We start from the raw sequence: 17999 nt of genomic DNA on the forward strand, positions 1-17999 counted from the left end.
TTATGAACTAGGCATTAATTGCCAATGGTCATCAATCAATCCTTCCATGGGTTGATACTTCAATTTATAAGACATTTTTTGGCTATCTTTGATGTAATAACCAAGATAGAGATAAGGTAAATTGAGCTCTACACATTGTGCTATTTGCCAAAGAATACTGTAGCTACCATAACTAGTATTGTCTACGGTGGTGTCAAAGAAGGTGTAGACCGAAGAGATGCCCTGTTCTAAGATATCGATCATGCTGACCATCCTTAGGCGTCCAGGATGGGGATCATGGGGGCCATCTCTGTATTCTACGATGCGAGAATTGACACGACTTTGGAGTAGGAACTGCATGTATTGATCCTGATCATCCCGATCCATTTCACCACCAGCATGTCGCTCATTTTGATACTGCTGGTAGAGCTGGTAGTGTTCATCTTTGTAGCCTAAGTTCAAAACGTGTGCTTCCAGTCCAGCGTGTTTTTTTTGTGCGCGACGCTGACTACGAGTAGGGGAAAACTGATTCACTAAAATGCGGGTAGCAATACACGCTTTACATTGATCGCAATAAGGGCGGTAGGTATACAGACCACTTCTACGAAAACCGGCATTCAGTAGTTCACCGTAAATATCAGCATGAATTAAGTGCGATGGGGTAGCTACCTGAGAGCGCGCGAGGCGATTAGGTAGGTAGCTGCATTCATATGGTGCAGTGGCATAAAACTGGAGCGCAGTGAGGGGCAGTTCTTTTAGTAGGGTCATAACCAGTGATTCAAGATTTCTTTATTAAAGGCCCAAGGTTCTTCAATATTAGTTTGATTTAATGAAGTTTGCAGATTTACTAGAAATTGAGAGCGCGGGATTGGGGAGGCTCCCAGCGAGCTTAAATGAGCAGTCTCTTGCTGGCAGTCAATCAGACGGATCCGATTTTGTAGGCACCAGGCACTTAATGCAGCCAAAGCTAATTTGGAGGCATTGCTTTCATAGCTAAACATGGATTCCCCAAAAACCATAGCCCCAAAGGAAACGCAATAGAGTCCGCCGATCAGTTTTTCCCCATCAGTCACGGCAATACTGTGGGCATGGCCTTCCTCGTGCAGCACGGTATAGGCATCCATGATTTCATGGGTGATCCAGGTGCCATCTTGATCTTTTCTATTGCTAGTTGCGCATGCTCGAACGACAGCGCTAAAGTCAGCATCTACCTGTATCTCTGATTGAGGATCTTTACAAAAATGACGAATCTGCTTTTTGAGTGATTCACTGCATTTGAATTTCTGGGGATCTAATACCATTCTTGGATCAGGTGACCACCATAAAACAGGCTGATTGTCTGAGTACCAGGGAAATATTCCAGACTGATACGCGCGCGTTAATTGACCAGGATAAATCCGCTCACTAACTGCGATTAAGCCAGGAACACTCGGGTCTGGATCGATTTCAGTTAATGGGTTAGGAAATGGGTCGTGAGGACCTAGCCATTGAATCAGGCTCATACTCGACTCATTGAATTTTTTCAGACGACAAAACATCGCGACTACGAACATGAAATTCATTTCCGGGTTCGAGTACACCTGCTGCACGATCTGCAAAAAACCATTCTAAGGTTTGTTTGACAGTGGGAAAGGCTAACTCATTCCATGGAATCTCATGCTCATGAAAAAGAGCAACTTCTAAACTCTCTTCACCAGCATAAAAACTAGGCTCAGTCATCGCAGCAAGATAGAAGAGGTGTACTTGTTGCGCATGCGGAACATTGAGCAAGGAATAGAGCGGCCCAATTTGGACTTTGGCGCCAGCTTCTTCAAAAGTTTCTCGCTCAGCCCCAGCACTGGTGCTTTCGCCAAGCTCCATAAAGCCAGCAGGAAGAGTCCAATACCCATGACGCGGAGCAATGGCACGTCGACATAGCAATACTTGTTTGTCATACACCGGGATACAACCCACAACATTTCTGGGATTTTGATAATGAATACTGCCGCAGGCATCACATACAAAACGCTCGCGTGAATCATCAGTAGGAATCTTTAAACTCACCGTGCTTGCGCAGTTTGGACAAAACTTCATGGCAACTTTCTAAAAATAGGCTTTGATAGCCCCACGCAGGGCATTACTAAGAATAATCTCACTTGCCATTGAAACATCTTTAATAGTCAGGTTAGCTTCACGGGCATTCATTTGAGGATCAGCCAGGAGTGCAGCTCGCATGACACCAGGAAGAAGACCAGCAGTCACTGGAGGAGTCAGCCATTCAGTGCTATTGAGGGACTTTATAAAAACGCTTGTTCTACCACCTTCAGTCACAAAGCCTTGCTCATTTGTAAAGAGCGCATCAAAGCCACCTAACTTCACTGCCGCTTGCCAAGCTTGATCGTAAAGATGGCGCTGACTTACCTTATGTTGTAACAAGGGATCCCCAGAAAACATGACACCGTCACTAGGCAGAATATCTTTAGCCCAAAATATTTTCACCGTTTGATCAATAGGCTCCAAAAGACCCGAAGTACAACTGAATTGACCATTGTTCGCAAGATCTAGGCGCAGTCGAAAGGATTGACTGTGGTCCAAGCTCGCACTGAAATTGCATACAGAGAATTGAGCATCCTGGCGATTAAATGGAATGCCCAAGGATGCGGCTGAGGATTCGATTCGATCAAGATGAGCCGCTAAGCGTTGCGGAAGCCCTTGTATGACAGCAATCGTTTCAAATAGACCGGTTGCGCTAGGAAGACTTTTTAAGAATGCAGACTTGATCTGGCATTCTTCCCATTCTTGAGTAGCATCAGAATCAATCGTAATACCCGCACCGACACCAAGAGTGAATTGGCTTGTGTGAGATTGTGCATTCTCTTTTATTTCGACTGTGCGAATCGGAACGCTAAAAGCAAAATCGCCATTTGGATCAAGCCAACCTAAGGCGCCACAGTAATACTCGCGATCAAAGGGCTCAAGCTCTTGAATAATTTCCATACTGCGCTTTTTGGGTGCACCTGTCACTGACCCACAGGGAAACACTGCATTTAAGACCTCATATAAACTCGTGTGAGGCTTGATTTCTCCCTCTACGGTAGAGGTCATCTGTAATACATCTCCGTGCCTAGCTACTTCAAATAAATTGGGAACCTTGACTGTTCCCGGCAGAGAAATACGACTCAGATCATTGCGCAGTAAATCCACAATCATGACGTTTTCAGCTTGATTCTTGGGATCTTCTGAAAGAGCACTTGCATCTACCGAAAGGGCATTCGCAGTACCTTTCATTGGCATTGCTTTTAATATCGCTGCAGCCTTTTGAATGAAGAGCTCTGGCGATTGCGAGAGGATGTACTGATTGCTATGCTCTAGGTAGGCGCCAAACCGTCCTGGTTGACGCTCTCGCAATCTACTGTAAAGAGCTAAAGGAGAGCCATATGTTTTACCAGTAATGCGATAGGTGTGATTAATTTGGTAAGTATCACCACTGCGAATATATTCTTGAATGCGGGCAATATCGGCAGAGAACTGCGCTTGATCTATCGATTCATGTACATCAAGAACGCCAGCAATCTGATCATCAGAGCTTAACTGATTTAGCTGATCCGTAATAAGTGTATCAACTTGATCTTTGGATAGTTTTTGATAGTCCGCAAAAGACCATGCCTGCATGATTGGGTGAGTATGGTTAGTAGAACGGGCTGGTAAGTGATGTATAAGTTTTCCCAGTTCATAAGAAAAAACAGCGACTAGATAATGACCTTTATCTAGCGCCGCAGTGAATTCTGCTAGACAGTTGTTAATCGCAAGCTGATCCTGCGCTGCATTTTCACTAGGAAGAATGCACCATGTTTGCAGAGGTGAGTCGTATAAACGACTAGTGGGCTGCGCAGAGCTGCTATGTGCATCATCAAGCAGAATCATAGCCAGCAGCTCTAGCGGGTTCTAAGAAGACTTATTTAAGCAGCGTGGCTGATTCAATCGTCACTGTTTTAGCGGGGACATCAGCCATGCGACCCATGCGGGGAGCAGAGGCTACCATGGTCGGCACCTTACGAATAGCGTCGATGGTTTGGGTACCAGAAATGACTTTGCCAAAAACGGTATAGCCATTACCCATTGCATTAGGAAAATCTAAGGCCTGATTGTCTTTAACATTAATAAAGAATTGGGCGGTTGCAGAGTCAGGATCGGAAGTGCGCGCCATAGCAATTGTGTAGTTATTGTTCTTAAGACCATTGTTGGCTTCAGAGACGACTGGTGAGTCGGTTGACTTTTGTGTCAAGTCAGCAGTAAACCCACCACCTTGAATCATAAAGCCATCAATCACGCGATGGAAAATGGTGCCATTATAAAAACCATTTTTTACATAATTTAAAAAGTTGGCTGTAGTTTTGGGTGCTTTATCTGAATCGAGCTCCACTACAAAATTACCCATCGTGGTTTTGAATTCAACTTTTGGACCCGCAAAAGCCGCTTGGCTAGTAAGACATGTGAAGATCAGAGCAAGACTGGCAAAAAACTGACGCATAACTTCTCCTTAAATAAATGAAACGTATATCTGTATTGTATTGTGCTACTGAAATCATTTTTTCAAAGTAAACCATTTGGCACCTTGCCGGCATAGGCATAAGAAGCCTCCTCAAACATGCCGGGCCTAGCAAGATAGTCTAATGTCCAGTCAATGGTGTCTACACCCCAGAAGCAGCGTTGATTGACTATTAAGGCAGGCACCCCAAAAGCACCATCAAGCTTAGCCTGATTTGTATTCGTGACTAAGCGCTCTTTAATCTCAAGGCTTTCAGGTTTTGGCGTATCAGCAGCCAAGCCTAAATAGATGCAAAATTCCGACCAAGACAGATTGGGATCTTTACCTTCAACCCAAATGTAATCAAATGCTTTCTCAACCATCTCCCAGTTGGCCTGCTGTTCTAATAGCAGGCGCTGCGGTGCTACTGTTATAAATGGGTGATGCTCTGGAAAGCGAAATGGAATACCTAATTTTTCTGCTTGCCATACACAAAACTGATAGAAATGGGGTCGCTTGACAGCAACTTCTCCAGGACCTTTGTTATTAGTGGCTCGCAGTAATCCACCCAATAAAACTGGCACTGGAGTGATATCGAGTTTAGATTCCAGACGCTGTCGTTGCTTGATGTAAAAATAAGCAAATGGAGAAATAATGTCGTAATAAAAAGTAGCGGCTACTTTTGAACTCATTTCTTTTTGGCCTCTTGGTCTAAATTACGTAAAAAAGCCATCTTCTCGCCGATTTGGGTTTCAAGTCCGCGTTGTTCCGGCTCATACCAATGAGGTTGAGCCATGCCTTCGGGTAAATAGGATTCACCGGCAGCATAAGCATGGGGTTCATCGTGGGCGTAACGATATTCTTTGCCATGCCCAAGGTCTTTCATGAGCTTAGTGGGGGCATTGCGTAAATGATTGGGAACTGGTTTAGATTGATCCTGAGCGACATAAGCTCTTGCGGCATTAAATGCCTTGTAGCTGGCATTACTTTTAGATGCGACCGCTAGATACACTACTGCTTGACCTAAAGCCAGCTCACCTTCAGGAGAGCCGAGTCTTTCATAAGTGAGTGCAGCATCATTAGCCAATTGCATTGCCCTGGGATCTGCTAAGCCAATATCTTCCCATGCCATGCGAACAATCCGACGGGATAAATAACGAGGATCTACGCCGCCGTCTAACATGCGACAGAGCCAATACAGAGCAGCATCTGGATTAGATCCTCTGACTGATTTATGCAGCGCTGAGATCTGGTCATAAAACTGATCCCCCCCTTTGTCAAAGCGACGGGCTTGAGTCGACAGTGCATTTTCGATAAATACTTGATCGATGATTTTTCCACTAGCGCTCGGATTACTAGTGGCATTATGGATTTGCTCAAGCAAATTGAGAAGGCGGCGAGCATCACCATCAGCATGGGCAATCAGTCTATCAATTGCATTGTCTTCAAATTGAAGATCAGGCATAGCCAGTTTGCGTGCACGAATCAATAACTCCTTCAGCTCAGCGGCGCTAAGAGACTTCAAGACATACACTTGAGCTCGCGATAGTAGTGCTGAGTTCACCTCAAATGAAGGATTCTCAGTCGTAGCGCCGATAAAGGTAAACAAGCCCGACTCAACATGAGGTAGCAGGGCATCTTGCTGGCTTTTATTAAAACGATGAATTTCATCTACAAATAAGATGGTTTGTTTTCCATACTGAGACATATTCTGTTGTGCTTGCTCAATGGCTTCGCGGATTTCTTTGACACCGGCTAATACAGCAGAGATGGCAATGAACTCACGATCAAATGCTTTTGCAGAAAGACGTGCCAAAGTCGTTTTTCCAACGCCAGGTGGCCCCCATAAAATCATCGAGTGGGGCTTGCCAGAAGCAAATGCAAGATTGAGGGGTTTGCCACTAGCCAATAGATGGGTTTGTCCAATGACTTCTTCAATCGTTTTGGGACGCAGCGCTTCCGCCAACGGAGGCGGGGGAGTGCTGTCAAATAAGCTACTCATAAAAAATCATGCTTGAACAAATAGAATGACCAGGGCCGCCCAAACAAGACAAGCTGAAGCAATATAGGTCAAGCGAGTACGCATAGTCATAAATGCTTGACGTGCTTCATCACTAGAAAAATAATATTGATAAGTGTTTTGATCAATATTGCGCTGGATGATTAAAGTAGAGGCGAGAATCACCAGTCCAACAGGGATGTAAATATTGAGGGCTAACCATGCTACTAGAGCTGGAATGACACCCCAAATCCAAGCATTGCGATCCTCCCAGCGGTCACCAGGAGGGGCTTTGCCAAGGGTATGTAAGTTAGCACCCCAGTGTAGAGCGCCCATAAATGAAGTGATCACTGCCCCATATCCTGCCAGAGATTCAGCACTGAGGTAATTTAATGGAGTTGGCGCCAATTGCACTAGTAAGGCTAAACCAATAAAGGGAATCAATCCTGCATAAGCTAATTTAAGGAGAAGCGGGGGAAGTGGGTTCACAAGGACGTCTGTTCTGGATACGGTTTTAATGAATAAAAAAAGTTACTTAAATTACTTGTCGTAGGTATACACGCCTCGACCAGTTTTGCGGCCAAGATATCCTGCGGCAACCATTTCTCTTAAGAGTGGACAAGGTCGGTATTTAGAATCACTAAAGTTTTCAAAATACACTTCCATGACTGCTAAGCAAGTATCTAAGCCAATCAAATCAGCCAAGGCTAAAGGCCCGATCGGTTGATTGCAACCCAGTTTCATACCAGCATCAATATCTTCAGGGCTCGCTAAGCCTTCAGATAAGACAAAGAAAGCCTCGTTGATCATCGGTAACAAAATGCGATTGACCACAAAGCCTGGTGAGTTTTTGACTGTAATAGGTTCTTTGCCTACGCGTTTTGCCATCTCAATAATGGCGGCATGAGTAGCATCACTCGTTTGTAATCCCCGAATCACTTCTACTAATGCCATCAAGGGCGGCGGGTTGAAAAAGTGCATGCCAATAAAGCGTGCTGGGTTGGAATCGAGTGCGGCCAGTTTGGTGATCGATAGAGAGGAGGTGTTGGTAGCAACAATGGTGTCTTTGCTGACAATCCCATCAACTTGCTTCAAAATCTTTTCTTTGATGGCTTGATTCTCAGTCGCTGCTTCAATGACTAATCCAAGGCCCTTGAATTCTTCATAAGAGGTACTACCTTTGATACGCTTTAAGGCAGCATCTTTTGCATCAGTAGTAAGCACCTCTTTTTTAACTAAACGATCTAAGCTCTTGCTGATTTGATCAAGCCCACGTGTAACAGCTGCTTCGTTAATATCAACCATGACGACATCAAGACCGGCAACAGCGCATACTTGTGCGATGCCATTACCCATGGTTCCCGCACCGATCACACCGACTGATTGAATCTTCATTTCATTTCCTTTTTTGATACTGGGTTGAACCAAATAGTTGTTCTCTTGCTTTGTCATCATGCAATGGTTTACGAAGCGCAGTTAATACTTCGCATCCCCGCTTTACTGCAGGCCGATCGCCAATCTTCTCAAACCATTTTTTAAAATGGGAATATTCATCTAGAGTAATCCCTTGATTTTTCCAGTTGCGAGTCCAGGGAAAAATGGCTATATCTGCTATCGAATAGGTCTTACCAGCAATATAGGGATTATCTTTCAGTTGCCTATCTAGGACGCCATATAAGCGCTTTGCCTCATTGGTGTAGCGATCGACGGCGTAGTCAATTTTTTCAGGGGCATAGATCCGGAAATGATGGTTCTGACCCAGCATGGGGCCTAGACCACCCATTTGGAACATGAGCCATTGCAGCACTTCATATTTTCCGCGAGTAGAGGAGGGTAAGAATTTCCCAGTTTTTGCTGCGAGATACAAAAGAATGGCACCTGATTCAAAAATACTGATTGGTTTTCCATCGGGCCCATTGGGATCAAGCAGTGCGGGGATTTTATTATTCGGACTGATTTTTAAAAAATCAGGAGCAAATTGATCGCCTGATCCAATATTAATTGGGTATGCAATCCAGTCTTGATTGAGTCTATAGCCACACTCTTCAAGCATGATATGAACTTTATGCCCATTGGGGGTAGGCCAACTGTAGACGTCGATCACATCTGGATTTAATTTCTGTTTTTTCATTGCATCTCCTATTTTCTATAGTTTTTGTAAGCGCTCTAAGGCATTCGCTAATGTTTTTTCTTGTTTGGCAAAGCAAAACCGAATGACGCCAGATTCAGTAGGGCGCTCATAAAAAGCAGAAACTGGAATAGCAGCTACCCCAACATCTTTAGTGAGCCATTGACAAAAGTCTGCTTCATTAAAGCTTGCTTGGGGGATATTTAATTTTGAATAATCAACGCACTGAAAATACGTTCCCGGTGTCGGTAATAATTTAAAACCAGTTTTCTCTAGACCTGCTCTAAAGAAATCTCGCTTTGCTTGATAAAACTGGGGCAGATTTAAGTAATGTGTCGCATCCGATAAATAAGTTGCTAGTCCGTATTGCATCGGTGTGCTGACAGTAAAGACGTTAAATTGATGGACTTTGCGAAATTCTTTGCTCAGGGCAGCAGGAGCGGCTATATAGCCCACTTTCCAGCCTGTTACATGATAAGTTTTGCCAAAACTCGAAATTAGAAAACTTCTAGTGGCTAAGATAGGATGAGAGGCGATGCTGTGGTGCTTGACGCCGTCGTAAACCATATGCTCATAGACCTCATCACTCAAAATCAATGCTGATGTGTCTTGTACTAAAAGCGCTAAACGATCTAGGTCAGCAAGATTCCAAACCATACCAGTTGGATTGTGTGGCGTATTGATAATCAGAAGTCGAGTTTTAGAGTTGAGTGCGCTTGTGAGAGCATCCCATGGAATTTCATATGAACTGACTTGTCCATTGTCATCTCGCACTGCTTGCAAAGAAACAGCGATGACTTTACCGCCAGCTAATTTAATAGAGGGCCTATAACAATCATATGCAGGCTCGATGATCACAACTTCGTCGCCTGGGCTGACGCAAGCGAGTATGGCCGTCAAAATTCCTTGAGTACCACCTGCAGTAATAGTGATCTCCGTATCGGGATCGTAGTCATGCTTGTATAGATTTTTAATCTTTTGTGAGATTTCATGACGCAATTCTGAAACACCAATCATTGGGGGGTATTGATTGTGATCGGCTAGCATCGCCTCATTAACGTTTGATATGAGTTTTCGGTCACAAGGAAAGTCAGGAAAGCCTTGACCTAAATTAATTGCTTGATGCTCAGTAGCAAGAGCAGACATGATCGTAAAAACCGTGGTTCCTACATTTGGCAAACGACTTGGAAACGGTGGGTTGAGGTCCTGATTTTGGTTCATAGAAAGGATGCGTTAGGATTTAGGGCAGAGTAATCTTGTTGTCGCTAGAATGGAAGTAATTCATAATCAAATTGTGCCATGCTGATCGTTCTTTCTCCCGCTAAATCACTAGATTACAAGACCCCAGCCCAGGTTAAGGCGCCCACCTTGCCTGAGTTTGTTGCCGAATCAGCCAAGCTGATCAGCGATCTGAAGAAACTATCTCCTCAGCAGGTAGCCCAATTAATGGGTTTATCTGACCAATTAGCCGCTTTGAATGTGGGTCGCTATCGCGATTGGTCGTCAAAATTTACTGCGGCCAATAGCAAGCCTGCCATTTATGCCTTTAATGGGGACGTTTACGATGGCTTTGATGTCAAGTCACTCAATGCCAAGGCGCTTGATTTTGCCCAAGACCATGTTCGAATCCTATCTGGTTTATATGGGGCCCTCAGGCCTTTGGACTTGATGCAAGCTTATCGCCTTGAGATGGGAACCTCTTTCAAGAATGCCCGCGGTAAGGACTTATATGCGTTTTGGGGTAGTAGGGTGACTGATTCCCTGAAGAAAACCTTAGCAAAGGATAAAAAGCCCATATTGTTGAACTTGGCCTCAGAGGAGTACTTCAAGGTCTTGCAGCCCAAAGAGCTTGGATGTCCAGTGATTGCGCCAGTGTTTCAAGACGCAAAGGATGGCAAGTACAAAATCATTTCTTTTTATGCAAAGCGAGCTCGTGGTCTGATGGCTCGTTATGTAGTGGAGAATCGTATTAGTGATCCCGCTGACTTAAAAGGTTTTAACTTAGATGGTTATCGATATTATGCTGCTGATTCCAAAGTGGATAAGCCAGTCTTTAGACGTGCAGAGAGAAAATAATGGCCGTACATCGTACTAAGTCCTCACAGCGAACATCACCTGAGGTGGAACGGCTGGTAGCTGACGCAATCTCTCTAGCTGCCTCTGGCAGTCAAATCGAGGATCGCTTTTGGGAAGAGCGCTTAAATGTTCGCTTGATGCGTTTGTTAAAAAGCCAAAACCAAAATGTGATTGATGCCGCCCTAGATCAAACCTTTCGTATCAATACTGTCGCTTTTGAAGTATTAGCCGACACTGCTGAAACCTTGGCTGAATCACTCAAGTTGGAATTTGAGGGTCAAGAGTGGGATGTGCTCTTACTCGCTTTACCAATAGTGGCCCACACCCGCTATCAAATTCCTTCTGGCCCTTTACCGGTAAGCATGATTGAAGCAACAGCACAGTCTTTAAACACAGCTATTGCCGCTAGTGATACCCGTTTAGCGATTGTTCCTTGGCTCTATAGTATTGATCAGATGCCCCATTCGCACTGCCAAACTCGAGTCTTAACTGAAGCCTTGGCCACTGCAGCTATTTCTTCAAAGGAAGTCAAGTTAGAGTTGCGAGACATGTCTGAAACCATTGCCGTTTTAGCAGATCCCCGTTTCATTATTGCTGCATTGTGCGCCCCTAAGGGGTCGCCGATATTTCGTTGGCAGGCCGAGCCACCTATCCGACAAGAGCGTGGCGTGAGTCTCATTGCTTGGCAAAGTGCCATGCATGATCCTATTGCCTCTTTGTTACCAGGATGTGAGTTTGAGCTATTATTGCCCGAATCTTATTTCACTAATTGCCGTTTAGCAGATAAACATGTCCGACCATTAAGCATTCGTGCAGCAGTCAATTACATGGAGAGTACTCTTGGTATTTTGCCAGCCGGCTTGTCTTGTGTGGTTGGTGCCTTTGGCGAAGAGCAGGCGGATGAATACCGAATTGCGTTTAGCACAAAGGGATCTTCTGAGGTCATGTATGGCGTGATATGGCCTCTTTATGATCGTGAGACAGTTGCAAATGACGCATTGAATGACTTGTCAGATGACGAAAGCCCCATTAGGAAGATTTGTGATGCCTTGCATGACGCTGGAGTGGAGGACGTATTCCGTCATGCCATGTTATTTGAACCAGAATTATGTGACGATTGCGGAGCGCCTTTATTTCCCGATCGATCAGGGGAGGCTGTGCATGCTGAAATGCCTGAAGATGCTCCAACCCAGCAACCTCTGTTTCATTAATGATGCGCTGAGGAAAAAAAGCCGAGGATCACTCGGCTTTTTAATGGATGCTGCTACGAAACTTAATTCGGTGTAAAAGGTTCTGCTCCGGCAAATAAGTGAGGCAATTTACCAGACTTCATTTCTGCCGTTTGGCAAAAATCAGCCAAACGAACACCCGCCTTAATATTAAAGAGCATTGCTTTATTTCCGAGCACTACGAGATCATGACCTGAGCTTGTGTTCTTGTAGCGCAGACTTCCTGGAAGAGAAGTTTGGCGCTCCAAATCATAAGACTTGGACTCCCAAGTGATACGAATCCTCTCGGTTGTGCCTGTTGTTCTAAATTGCTTACTATCACTACAGGTCCAAACAACTTCTTCATTTGCAAATACGTGTGCAGTAAAGCCTAGACCTGCAAACGCAATGCTCATGGCAAGAAGGATTTTTTTCATTGGCTATTTCCTTAAGAGAGCAAGTGCTTTACGCCAGCTTGTTCTTCGAGTAATTCATTCAAGGTATGAGTCATGCGCTCACGTGAAAATTCATCGATCTCCAAGCCTTCAATCATTTTGTATTCACCATTTTCACAAACTACTGGGAAACCATAGATAACTTCAGCGGGGATTTCGTACTCACCTTTAGATGGTATACCCATTGTGACCCATTTACCATTGGTGCCAAGCACCCAATCATGCATATGATCGATTGCAGCATTTGCTGCCGAGGCAGCAGATGAAAGGCCACGAGCATCAATGATGGCTGCACCACGTTTACCTACAGTAGGAATAAAAACATCTTTATTCCAAGCGGCATCGTTAATGCTGTCTTTTACTGATTTACCATCAACTGTAGCAAAACGATAGTCTGGATACATGGTCGGGCTATGGTTGCCCCAGACAATCAATTTTTCAACATTGGCTACCGGTTTGTTCAGCTTGCCTGCTAATTGTGAGAGGGCACGGTTGTGATCAAGACGCAACATCGCAGTGAAGTTTTTTGCTGGAATATCTGGGGCAGATTTCATGGCGATATAAGCATTAGTGTTGGCTGGGTTGCCAACAACCAATACCTTCACCGTTTTCTTTGCAACAGCATTTAATGCCTTGCCTTGGGCTGTAAAAATCTGCGCATTAGCAGACAGTAAATCTTTACGCTCCATTCCGGGACCACGCGGACGCGCACCCACCAAAAGGGCAATATCAATATCCTTAAATGCGGTCATTGGGTCAGAATGAGCGCTCATGCCTGCTAGCAATGGGAATGCACAGTCATCTAACTCCATCATGACGCCGGTTAATGCTTTTTGTGCTTTTTCGTCTGGAATTTCGAGTAATTGGAGGATTACGGGCTGATCTTTGCCCAACAGGTCGCCATTGGCGATGCGGAATAAGAGTGAATATCCGATTTGACCGGCTGCACCGGTTACAGCGACACGCATTGGGGCTTTTGCCATTACTTATTACTCCAGAGGATGATTAAAATTAATGAAAACTTTTCTATTATCCATTCAAGTGTATGAACTTTCGCTTTACACTGACAATGGTGTCTTATATAAGACTAGAATGAAGCTAATTTTATCCAATGGATCTCTGTCATGGAGCTGATTTGTCAGAAGTAAGTCTGCCCGTTCCAGCATTTAGCCCTCTGTATCAACAGATTAAGGCGATGATTCTGACCAGCCTACAAGCCTCAGAATGGCTACCGGGTTCTGCCATCCCAAGTGAAATTGAGCTTGCAGCCCGTTATGCCGTGAGTCAGGGGACTGTTCGCAAGGCTATTGATGAATTAGCGGCAGAAAATTTATTAGTCAGACGCCAAGGTAAGGGTACCTTTGTGGCAACCCATCAGGAAGATGTGTGGCAGTTCCGCTTTTTGCGCTTAGCCCCTGATTCTGGAGAAAAGCTCCACCATACCAACCAATTTCTGGTTTGCGAGAAATTGAAGGCTAGCACCTACATTGCCAATTTGCTTAAATTGAAGGCTGGTGATTCCGTGATTCACATTGACCGCATCCAGAGTTTTGACGGCAAACCGATTATTTTTGAAGAAATTTGGCTTCCTGCAGCCCGTTTTAAAGGATTGACCTTAGAAACTTTAAATGAAATGCAAGGCCCTATGTACGCCTTCTATGAAAGCAAGCATGCAACTCATATGGTGCGGGCAGAAGAAAAGATTAAGGCGCTAGCTGCTGATGAAAGCTTAGCAGCTCACCTACAGTTAACGCTTGGTTCGCCATTGCTTTCTGTTGAGAGGGTAGCTTTTACCTATGGAAATAAACCAGTAGAAATTCGGCACGCTAGGTACAACACTTCTAAACAGCATTACGAGAACAAATTGAACTGATCTTATCCGCATCAATTGAAATAGCTTTTTCCGTAAAAACCAGTATTTAGACCCTATAAACCCTATGAAATCCCCAACATTCCCAATTTCCAATAGAATATATTGCATTACAACAAAACTACTCTGAACCTCCACCTAAAGATTGATATTACCCATGGTTGAAGCACAGCAAGACCTTAAAAAAGATAGACCTGTTTACCGAAACATTGGACTAGCGCAGTTAATTAAATATCGCCTCCCATGGGCCGGTAAAGTTTCAATTCTTCACCGCATCAGCGGAGCATCCTTATTCCTCTTACTGCCATTCATTTTGTATCTTTTCGATCAGAGTCTTGCTTCTGAAATGAGTTATCAAAAGTTTCAGGCCTTTACCAGCAATATCTTTGTAAAAATAATTTGTCTTGGATTGATTTGGTCTTTCTTGCATCACTTCTGTGGTGGTATCCGTTACCTTTTACTCGATCTAGAAATCGGTGTTGACAAGTCAGAGGCTAATCGCTCAGCAAAGTTTGTGCTGTTTTTGGGTTTGGCTTTGACTGCAATAGTCGGCCTCAAAATGTTCGGCCTGTACTAAGCGAAAATCAATTAAGGAAATTACATGCCTATTTATCAAATCGGACCAAAACGCTTAGTTGTAGGGGCTCACTACGGCCTTAAGGAATGGATTATTCAACGCGTAACGGCCATTGTGATGGTGGTGTTTACGATCGTATTGCTAGTGGACTATTGCATTACTGGCAGTGCAACTTATGAAGGTTGGGCTGGCTTGTTTAGTAATCAGTTCATGAAACTTTTAACATTTTTGGCTTTGTTTAGTTTGTTCTATCACGCCTGGATTGGTGTCCGTGATATCTGGATGGATTACATCAAGCCTGTCAGTATTCGTTTAACACTTCAAGTGTTAACAGTTTTATATCTCGTAGCGTGTGCGGCCTATGCCGTTCAAATTTTGTGGAAAGTGTAATTCGATGACTGCGATTCAAAAATCATTACCACGTCGCCGTTTTGATGCGGTGATTGTTGGTGCGGGTGGTTCAGGTATGCGCGCTTCATTGCAGTTAGCAGAAGCAGGCTTAAATGTTGCTGTATTAACAAAAGTATTCCCAACACGCTCACACACTGTTGCTGCGCAAGGCGGCATTGGTGCTTCATTGGGAAACATGAGTGAAGATAATTGGCACTATCACTTTTATGACACCATCAAAGGTTCTGACTGGTTAGGTGACCAGGACGTGATCGAGTTTATGTGTCGTGAAGCTCCAAAAGTCGTTTATGAGTTAGAGCACTTTGGAATGCCGTTTGATCGCAACCCCGATGGCACTATTTATCAACGCCCATTTGGTGGTCACACCGCAAACTATGGTGAGAAGCCTGTTCAACGTGCTTGTGCTGCTGCCGACCGAACTGGCCATGCGATGTTGCATACCTTATATCAACGTAATGTTCGCGCCAAAACCAATTTCTTTGTGGAGTGGTTGGCCTTAGATTTAATTCGTGATGATGCAGGTGATGTGGTGGGTGTTACCGCACTCGAAATGGAAACAGGTCAGATCTATATTTTGGAAGCCAAGATTGTGATGTTGGCTACTGGTGGTGCAGGCCGTATTTGGGATGCATCTACTAACGCGTTTATTAATACTGGTGATGGTATGGGTCTTGCTGCGCGCTCAGGCATTCCATTAGAAGATATGGAATTCTGGCAATTTCATCCAACTGGTGTTGCCGGCGCTGGAGTGTTGTTGACAGAAGGTTGCCGTGGCGAAGGCGGTATCTTGCGCAATAAAGACGGTGAGCGTTTCATGGAGCGCTATGCGCCAACTTATAAAGATTTGGCACCACGTGATTTTGTATCCCGCTGTATGGATCAAGAAATTAAAGAAGGGCGCGGATGTGGCCCTAATGGTGACTATGTGGTGCTTGATTTAACCCACATTGGTGCTGAGACCATCATGAAGCGTCTACCTTCAGTATATGAAATTGGCATCAATTTTGCCAACGTTGACGTTACTAAAGAGCCGATCCCAGTTGTGCCAACGATCCATTATCAGATGGGCGGTATTCCGACTAACATCAATGGTCAAGTGGTTGTACCAGGTAACGGTCATTCCAATGAAGTGGTTAATGGTCTATATGCAATTGGTGAGTGCTCGTGTGTTTCTGTGCATGGCGCAAATCGCTTGGGTACTAATTCCTTACTGGACCTCTTAGTGTTCGGTCGTGCGGCTGGTAACCACATTGTCAATTTAGGTCTTAAGAATCGTGAGTTCAAGGCTCTGCCGCAGAATGCTGGTCAACAGACATTGGAGCGTATTGCGAGACTGGATAACTCTACTTCTGGAGAGTACGCACAAGATGTGGCAAACGACATTCGCAAGACGATGCAGAAATATGCGGGCGTATTCCGTAACCAAGAATTAATGGACGAAGGCGTTCGTCAGATGGCGAAATTGACTGAGCGTGCAAATCATCTATGGTTGAAAGACAAATCTCAGATTTTCAATACAGCTCGTATTGAGGCCTTAGAAGTGGCTAACTTGGTTGAGACTGCAAATGCCACCATGATCTCTGCGGCTGCTCGCAAAGAGAGTCGTGGCGCACATTCACATGATGATCATCAAGTGCGCGATGATGAAAACTGGATGAAGCATACCCTTTGGTATAGCGAGGGAAATAAGCTGGATTACAAGCCAGTAGTATTGCAGCCCTTGACTGTTGAGTCCTTTCCTCCTAAAGAACGTACTTTCTAAGCAAAGAGAAATAGAAAATGAGTGATATTCGTGTATTTGAAATTTACCGCTACGATCCAGATGTCGATGCTGCTCCACGCATGGAGCGTTATGAGCTTGAATTAACTGGGGAGCGGATGTTGTTAGACGCTTTGATTTCATTAAAGAGGCAAGATGAAACGATTACCTATCGTCGTTCATGTCGTGAAGGTGTGTGTGGTTCAGATGCCATGAACATCAATGGTAAAAATGGTTTGGCTTGTTTGACTAACATGTTGACCCTGCCTAAAGTGATTACTTTGCGCCCCTTGCCTGGGTTACCGGTGGTGCGTGATTTGATCGTTGATATGACTTTGTTCTTCAAACAATATTTATCTATCAAGCCTTATCTAGTAAATGACAATCCAGCTCCAGAAAAAGAGCGTCTTCAGAGTCCCGAAGAGCGCGAAGAGTTAAATGGTTTGTATGAGTGCATCTTGTGTGCATCTTGCTCAACTGCATGTCCATCTTTCTGGTGGAATCCTGATAAGTTTGTTGGCCCAGCTGGTTTATTGCAAGCCTATCGCTTTATTGCAGATAGCCGCGACGAAGAAACAGCTCAGCGTTTAGATAATCTAGAAGACCCTTATCGTTTGTTCCGTTGCCATACCATCATGAACTGCGTTGATGTATGCCCTAAGCATTTGAATCCAACTAAGGCAATTGGCAAGATCAAGGAGTTAATGGTTCGTAGGGCGGTATGACCCTTAGTAATGCAGAGCTATATCGCTTAAAGAGCGATGCTCGTAGGGGTCTGCTAGAAAATGATTTAATTCTGCAGCGTTTCTTTGAGCGTTATGGCGCTCAGATAAGTGTAGAGGATGGAAAAATCTTAGGCCAGTTACTGGCCTTGGATGACAATGATCTAATGGATTTATTAATTGGACGCAAAGATTCCGTAGTGGCGCTCGAAAAAGAGATGCATGATGACACCTTTAAGGCGGTTTTAAAAAGGCTTAGAGAGAAATAAATAGTGTATTAATCATAATTTTGAATGACTAAGGATTAG

The 17999-nt window shown here is 44.3% G+C and carries 21 protein-coding genes; 8 read left to right on the forward strand and 13 right to left on the reverse strand.

Translation table 11 applies throughout. The features are described 5' to 3' along the window. The 11 genes from ABWP14_RS03135 to ABWP14_RS03185 form a co-directional block, all read right to left on the reverse strand. Complete coding sequence (locus ABWP14_RS03135; RefSeq protein ID WP_353201524.1) at positions 1-747, reverse strand: arginyltransferase; 747 nt, start codon at positions 745-747, stop codon at positions 1-3. Continuing rightward, entirely contained in the window at positions 744-1481 is a 738-nt protein-coding gene (aat, locus tag ABWP14_RS03140; protein ID WP_353201525.1) for a leucyl/phenylalanyl-tRNA--protein transferase, read from the reverse strand. Before aat ends, ABWP14_RS03135 begins: the two co-directional genes overlap by 4 nt. 7 nt (positions 1482-1488) lie before the next feature. Continuing rightward, positions 1489-2052, reverse strand: a complete 564-nt coding sequence (locus tag ABWP14_RS03145; protein ID WP_353201526.1) for an NUDIX hydrolase — start codon at positions 2050-2052, stop codon at positions 1489-1491. 9 nt (positions 2053-2061) lie between these two features. Next, positions 2062-3882 carry a bifunctional chorismate-binding protein/class IV aminotransferase gene (locus ABWP14_RS03150; RefSeq protein ID WP_353201527.1) on the reverse strand — a complete coding sequence of 607 codons (1821 nt, stop codon included), beginning with the start codon at positions 3880-3882 and terminating at the stop codon, positions 2062-2064. Between the two features lie 31 nt (positions 3883-3913). Beyond that, entirely contained in the window at positions 3914-4489 is a 576-nt protein-coding gene (locus ABWP14_RS03155; protein ID WP_353201528.1) for a peptidylprolyl isomerase, read from the reverse strand. Between the two features lie 62 nt (positions 4490-4551). Further along, positions 4552-5178 (reverse strand): 2-hydroxychromene-2-carboxylate isomerase, encoded by a 627-nt coding sequence (locus tag ABWP14_RS03160; protein ID WP_353201529.1) that lies wholly within the window; start codon positions 5176-5178, stop codon positions 4552-4554. Next, positions 5175-6488, reverse strand: a complete 1314-nt coding sequence (locus tag ABWP14_RS03165) for a replication-associated recombination protein A (protein ID WP_353201530.1) — start codon at positions 6486-6488, stop codon at positions 5175-5177. The genes ABWP14_RS03160 and ABWP14_RS03165 overlap by 4 nt, the downstream gene beginning before the upstream one ends. Before the next feature lie 6 nt (positions 6489-6494). Next, a complete protein-coding gene (locus ABWP14_RS03170; RefSeq protein ID WP_353201531.1) occupies positions 6495-6974 on the reverse strand; it encodes a DUF3429 domain-containing protein in 480 nt (159 codons plus the stop codon). A 51-nt stretch (positions 6975-7025) separates the two neighbouring features. After that, a complete protein-coding gene (locus tag ABWP14_RS03175) occupies positions 7026-7880 on the reverse strand; it encodes a 3-hydroxybutyryl-CoA dehydrogenase (RefSeq protein WP_353201532.1) in 855 nt (284 codons plus the stop codon). A 1-nt stretch (position 7881) separates the two neighbouring features. Next, a complete protein-coding gene (locus tag ABWP14_RS03180; RefSeq protein WP_353201627.1) occupies positions 7882-8589 on the reverse strand; it encodes a glutathione binding-like protein in 708 nt (235 codons plus the stop codon). A gap of 42 nt (positions 8590-8631) precedes the next feature. Next, entirely contained in the window at positions 8632-9834 is a 1203-nt protein-coding gene (locus ABWP14_RS03185) for a methionine aminotransferase (protein ID WP_353201533.1), read from the reverse strand. A 78-nt stretch (positions 9835-9912) separates the two neighbouring features. Here ABWP14_RS03185 and yaaA point away from each other — a divergent pair, with 78 nt between their 5' ends. After that, a complete protein-coding gene (gene yaaA / locus ABWP14_RS03190) occupies positions 9913-10689 on the forward strand; it encodes a peroxide stress protein YaaA (protein WP_353201534.1) in 777 nt (258 codons plus the stop codon). Beyond that, complete coding sequence (locus ABWP14_RS03195; protein WP_353201535.1) at positions 10689-11900, forward strand: DUF2863 family protein; 1212 nt, start codon at positions 10689-10691, stop codon at positions 11898-11900. The genes yaaA and ABWP14_RS03195 overlap by 1 nt, the downstream gene beginning before the upstream one ends. Before the next feature lie 62 nt (positions 11901-11962). Here the strand turns inward: ABWP14_RS03195 and ABWP14_RS03200 are convergent, their stop codons facing one another. Together ABWP14_RS03200 and ABWP14_RS03205 are read right to left on the reverse strand one after the other, a co-directional pair. After that, on the reverse strand, positions 11963-12334 hold the full coding sequence (locus ABWP14_RS03200; protein WP_353201536.1) for a hypothetical protein: 372 nt from the start codon (positions 12332-12334) through the stop codon (positions 11963-11965). 11 nt (positions 12335-12345) lie between these two features. Next, entirely contained in the window at positions 12346-13335 is a 990-nt protein-coding gene (locus ABWP14_RS03205) for a malate dehydrogenase (protein WP_353201537.1), read from the reverse strand. Positions 13336-13487: 152 nt separating this feature from the next. On the opposite strand from ABWP14_RS03205, the gene ABWP14_RS03210 reads away from it, so the two are divergent. The 6 genes from ABWP14_RS03210 to ABWP14_RS03235 all read left to right on the forward strand — a co-directional run bounded on the left by ABWP14_RS03210 (position 13488) and on the right by ABWP14_RS03235 (position 17960). Then, entirely contained in the window at positions 13488-14225 is a 738-nt protein-coding gene (locus ABWP14_RS03210) for a GntR family transcriptional regulator (protein ID WP_353201538.1), read from the forward strand. A 154-nt stretch (positions 14226-14379) separates the two neighbouring features. After that, on the forward strand, positions 14380-14799 hold the full coding sequence (sdhC, locus tag ABWP14_RS03215) for a succinate dehydrogenase, cytochrome b556 subunit (protein WP_353201539.1): 420 nt from the start codon (positions 14380-14382) through the stop codon (positions 14797-14799). 24 nt (positions 14800-14823) lie between these two features. After that, positions 14824-15189: a succinate dehydrogenase, hydrophobic membrane anchor protein gene (gene sdhD / locus ABWP14_RS03220; protein WP_353201540.1), complete on the forward strand. Its 366-nt coding sequence runs from the start codon at positions 14824-14826 to the stop codon at positions 15187-15189. Positions 15190-15193: 4 nt separating this feature from the next. Further along, positions 15194-16972, forward strand: coding sequence for a succinate dehydrogenase flavoprotein subunit (sdhA, locus tag ABWP14_RS03225; protein WP_353201541.1), 1779 nt, complete (start codon positions 15194-15196; stop codon positions 16970-16972). A 17-nt stretch (positions 16973-16989) separates the two neighbouring features. Beyond that, positions 16990-17694 (forward strand): succinate dehydrogenase iron-sulfur subunit, encoded by a 705-nt coding sequence (locus tag ABWP14_RS03230; protein ID WP_353201542.1) that lies wholly within the window; start codon positions 16990-16992, stop codon positions 17692-17694. Beyond that, the gene (locus tag ABWP14_RS03235; protein WP_353201543.1) at positions 17691-17960 is read left to right on the forward strand and encodes a succinate dehydrogenase assembly factor 2; all 270 of its coding nucleotides are present in this window, start codon (positions 17691-17693) and stop codon (positions 17958-17960) included. The genes ABWP14_RS03230 and ABWP14_RS03235 overlap by 4 nt, the downstream gene beginning before the upstream one ends. Positions 17961-17999 lie beyond the last annotated feature (39 nt).

Origin of the sequence: Polynucleobacter sp., assembly GCF_040400325.1 — a bacterium.
Taxonomy (GTDB): Bacteria; Pseudomonadota; Gammaproteobacteria; order Burkholderiales; family Burkholderiaceae; genus Polynucleobacter.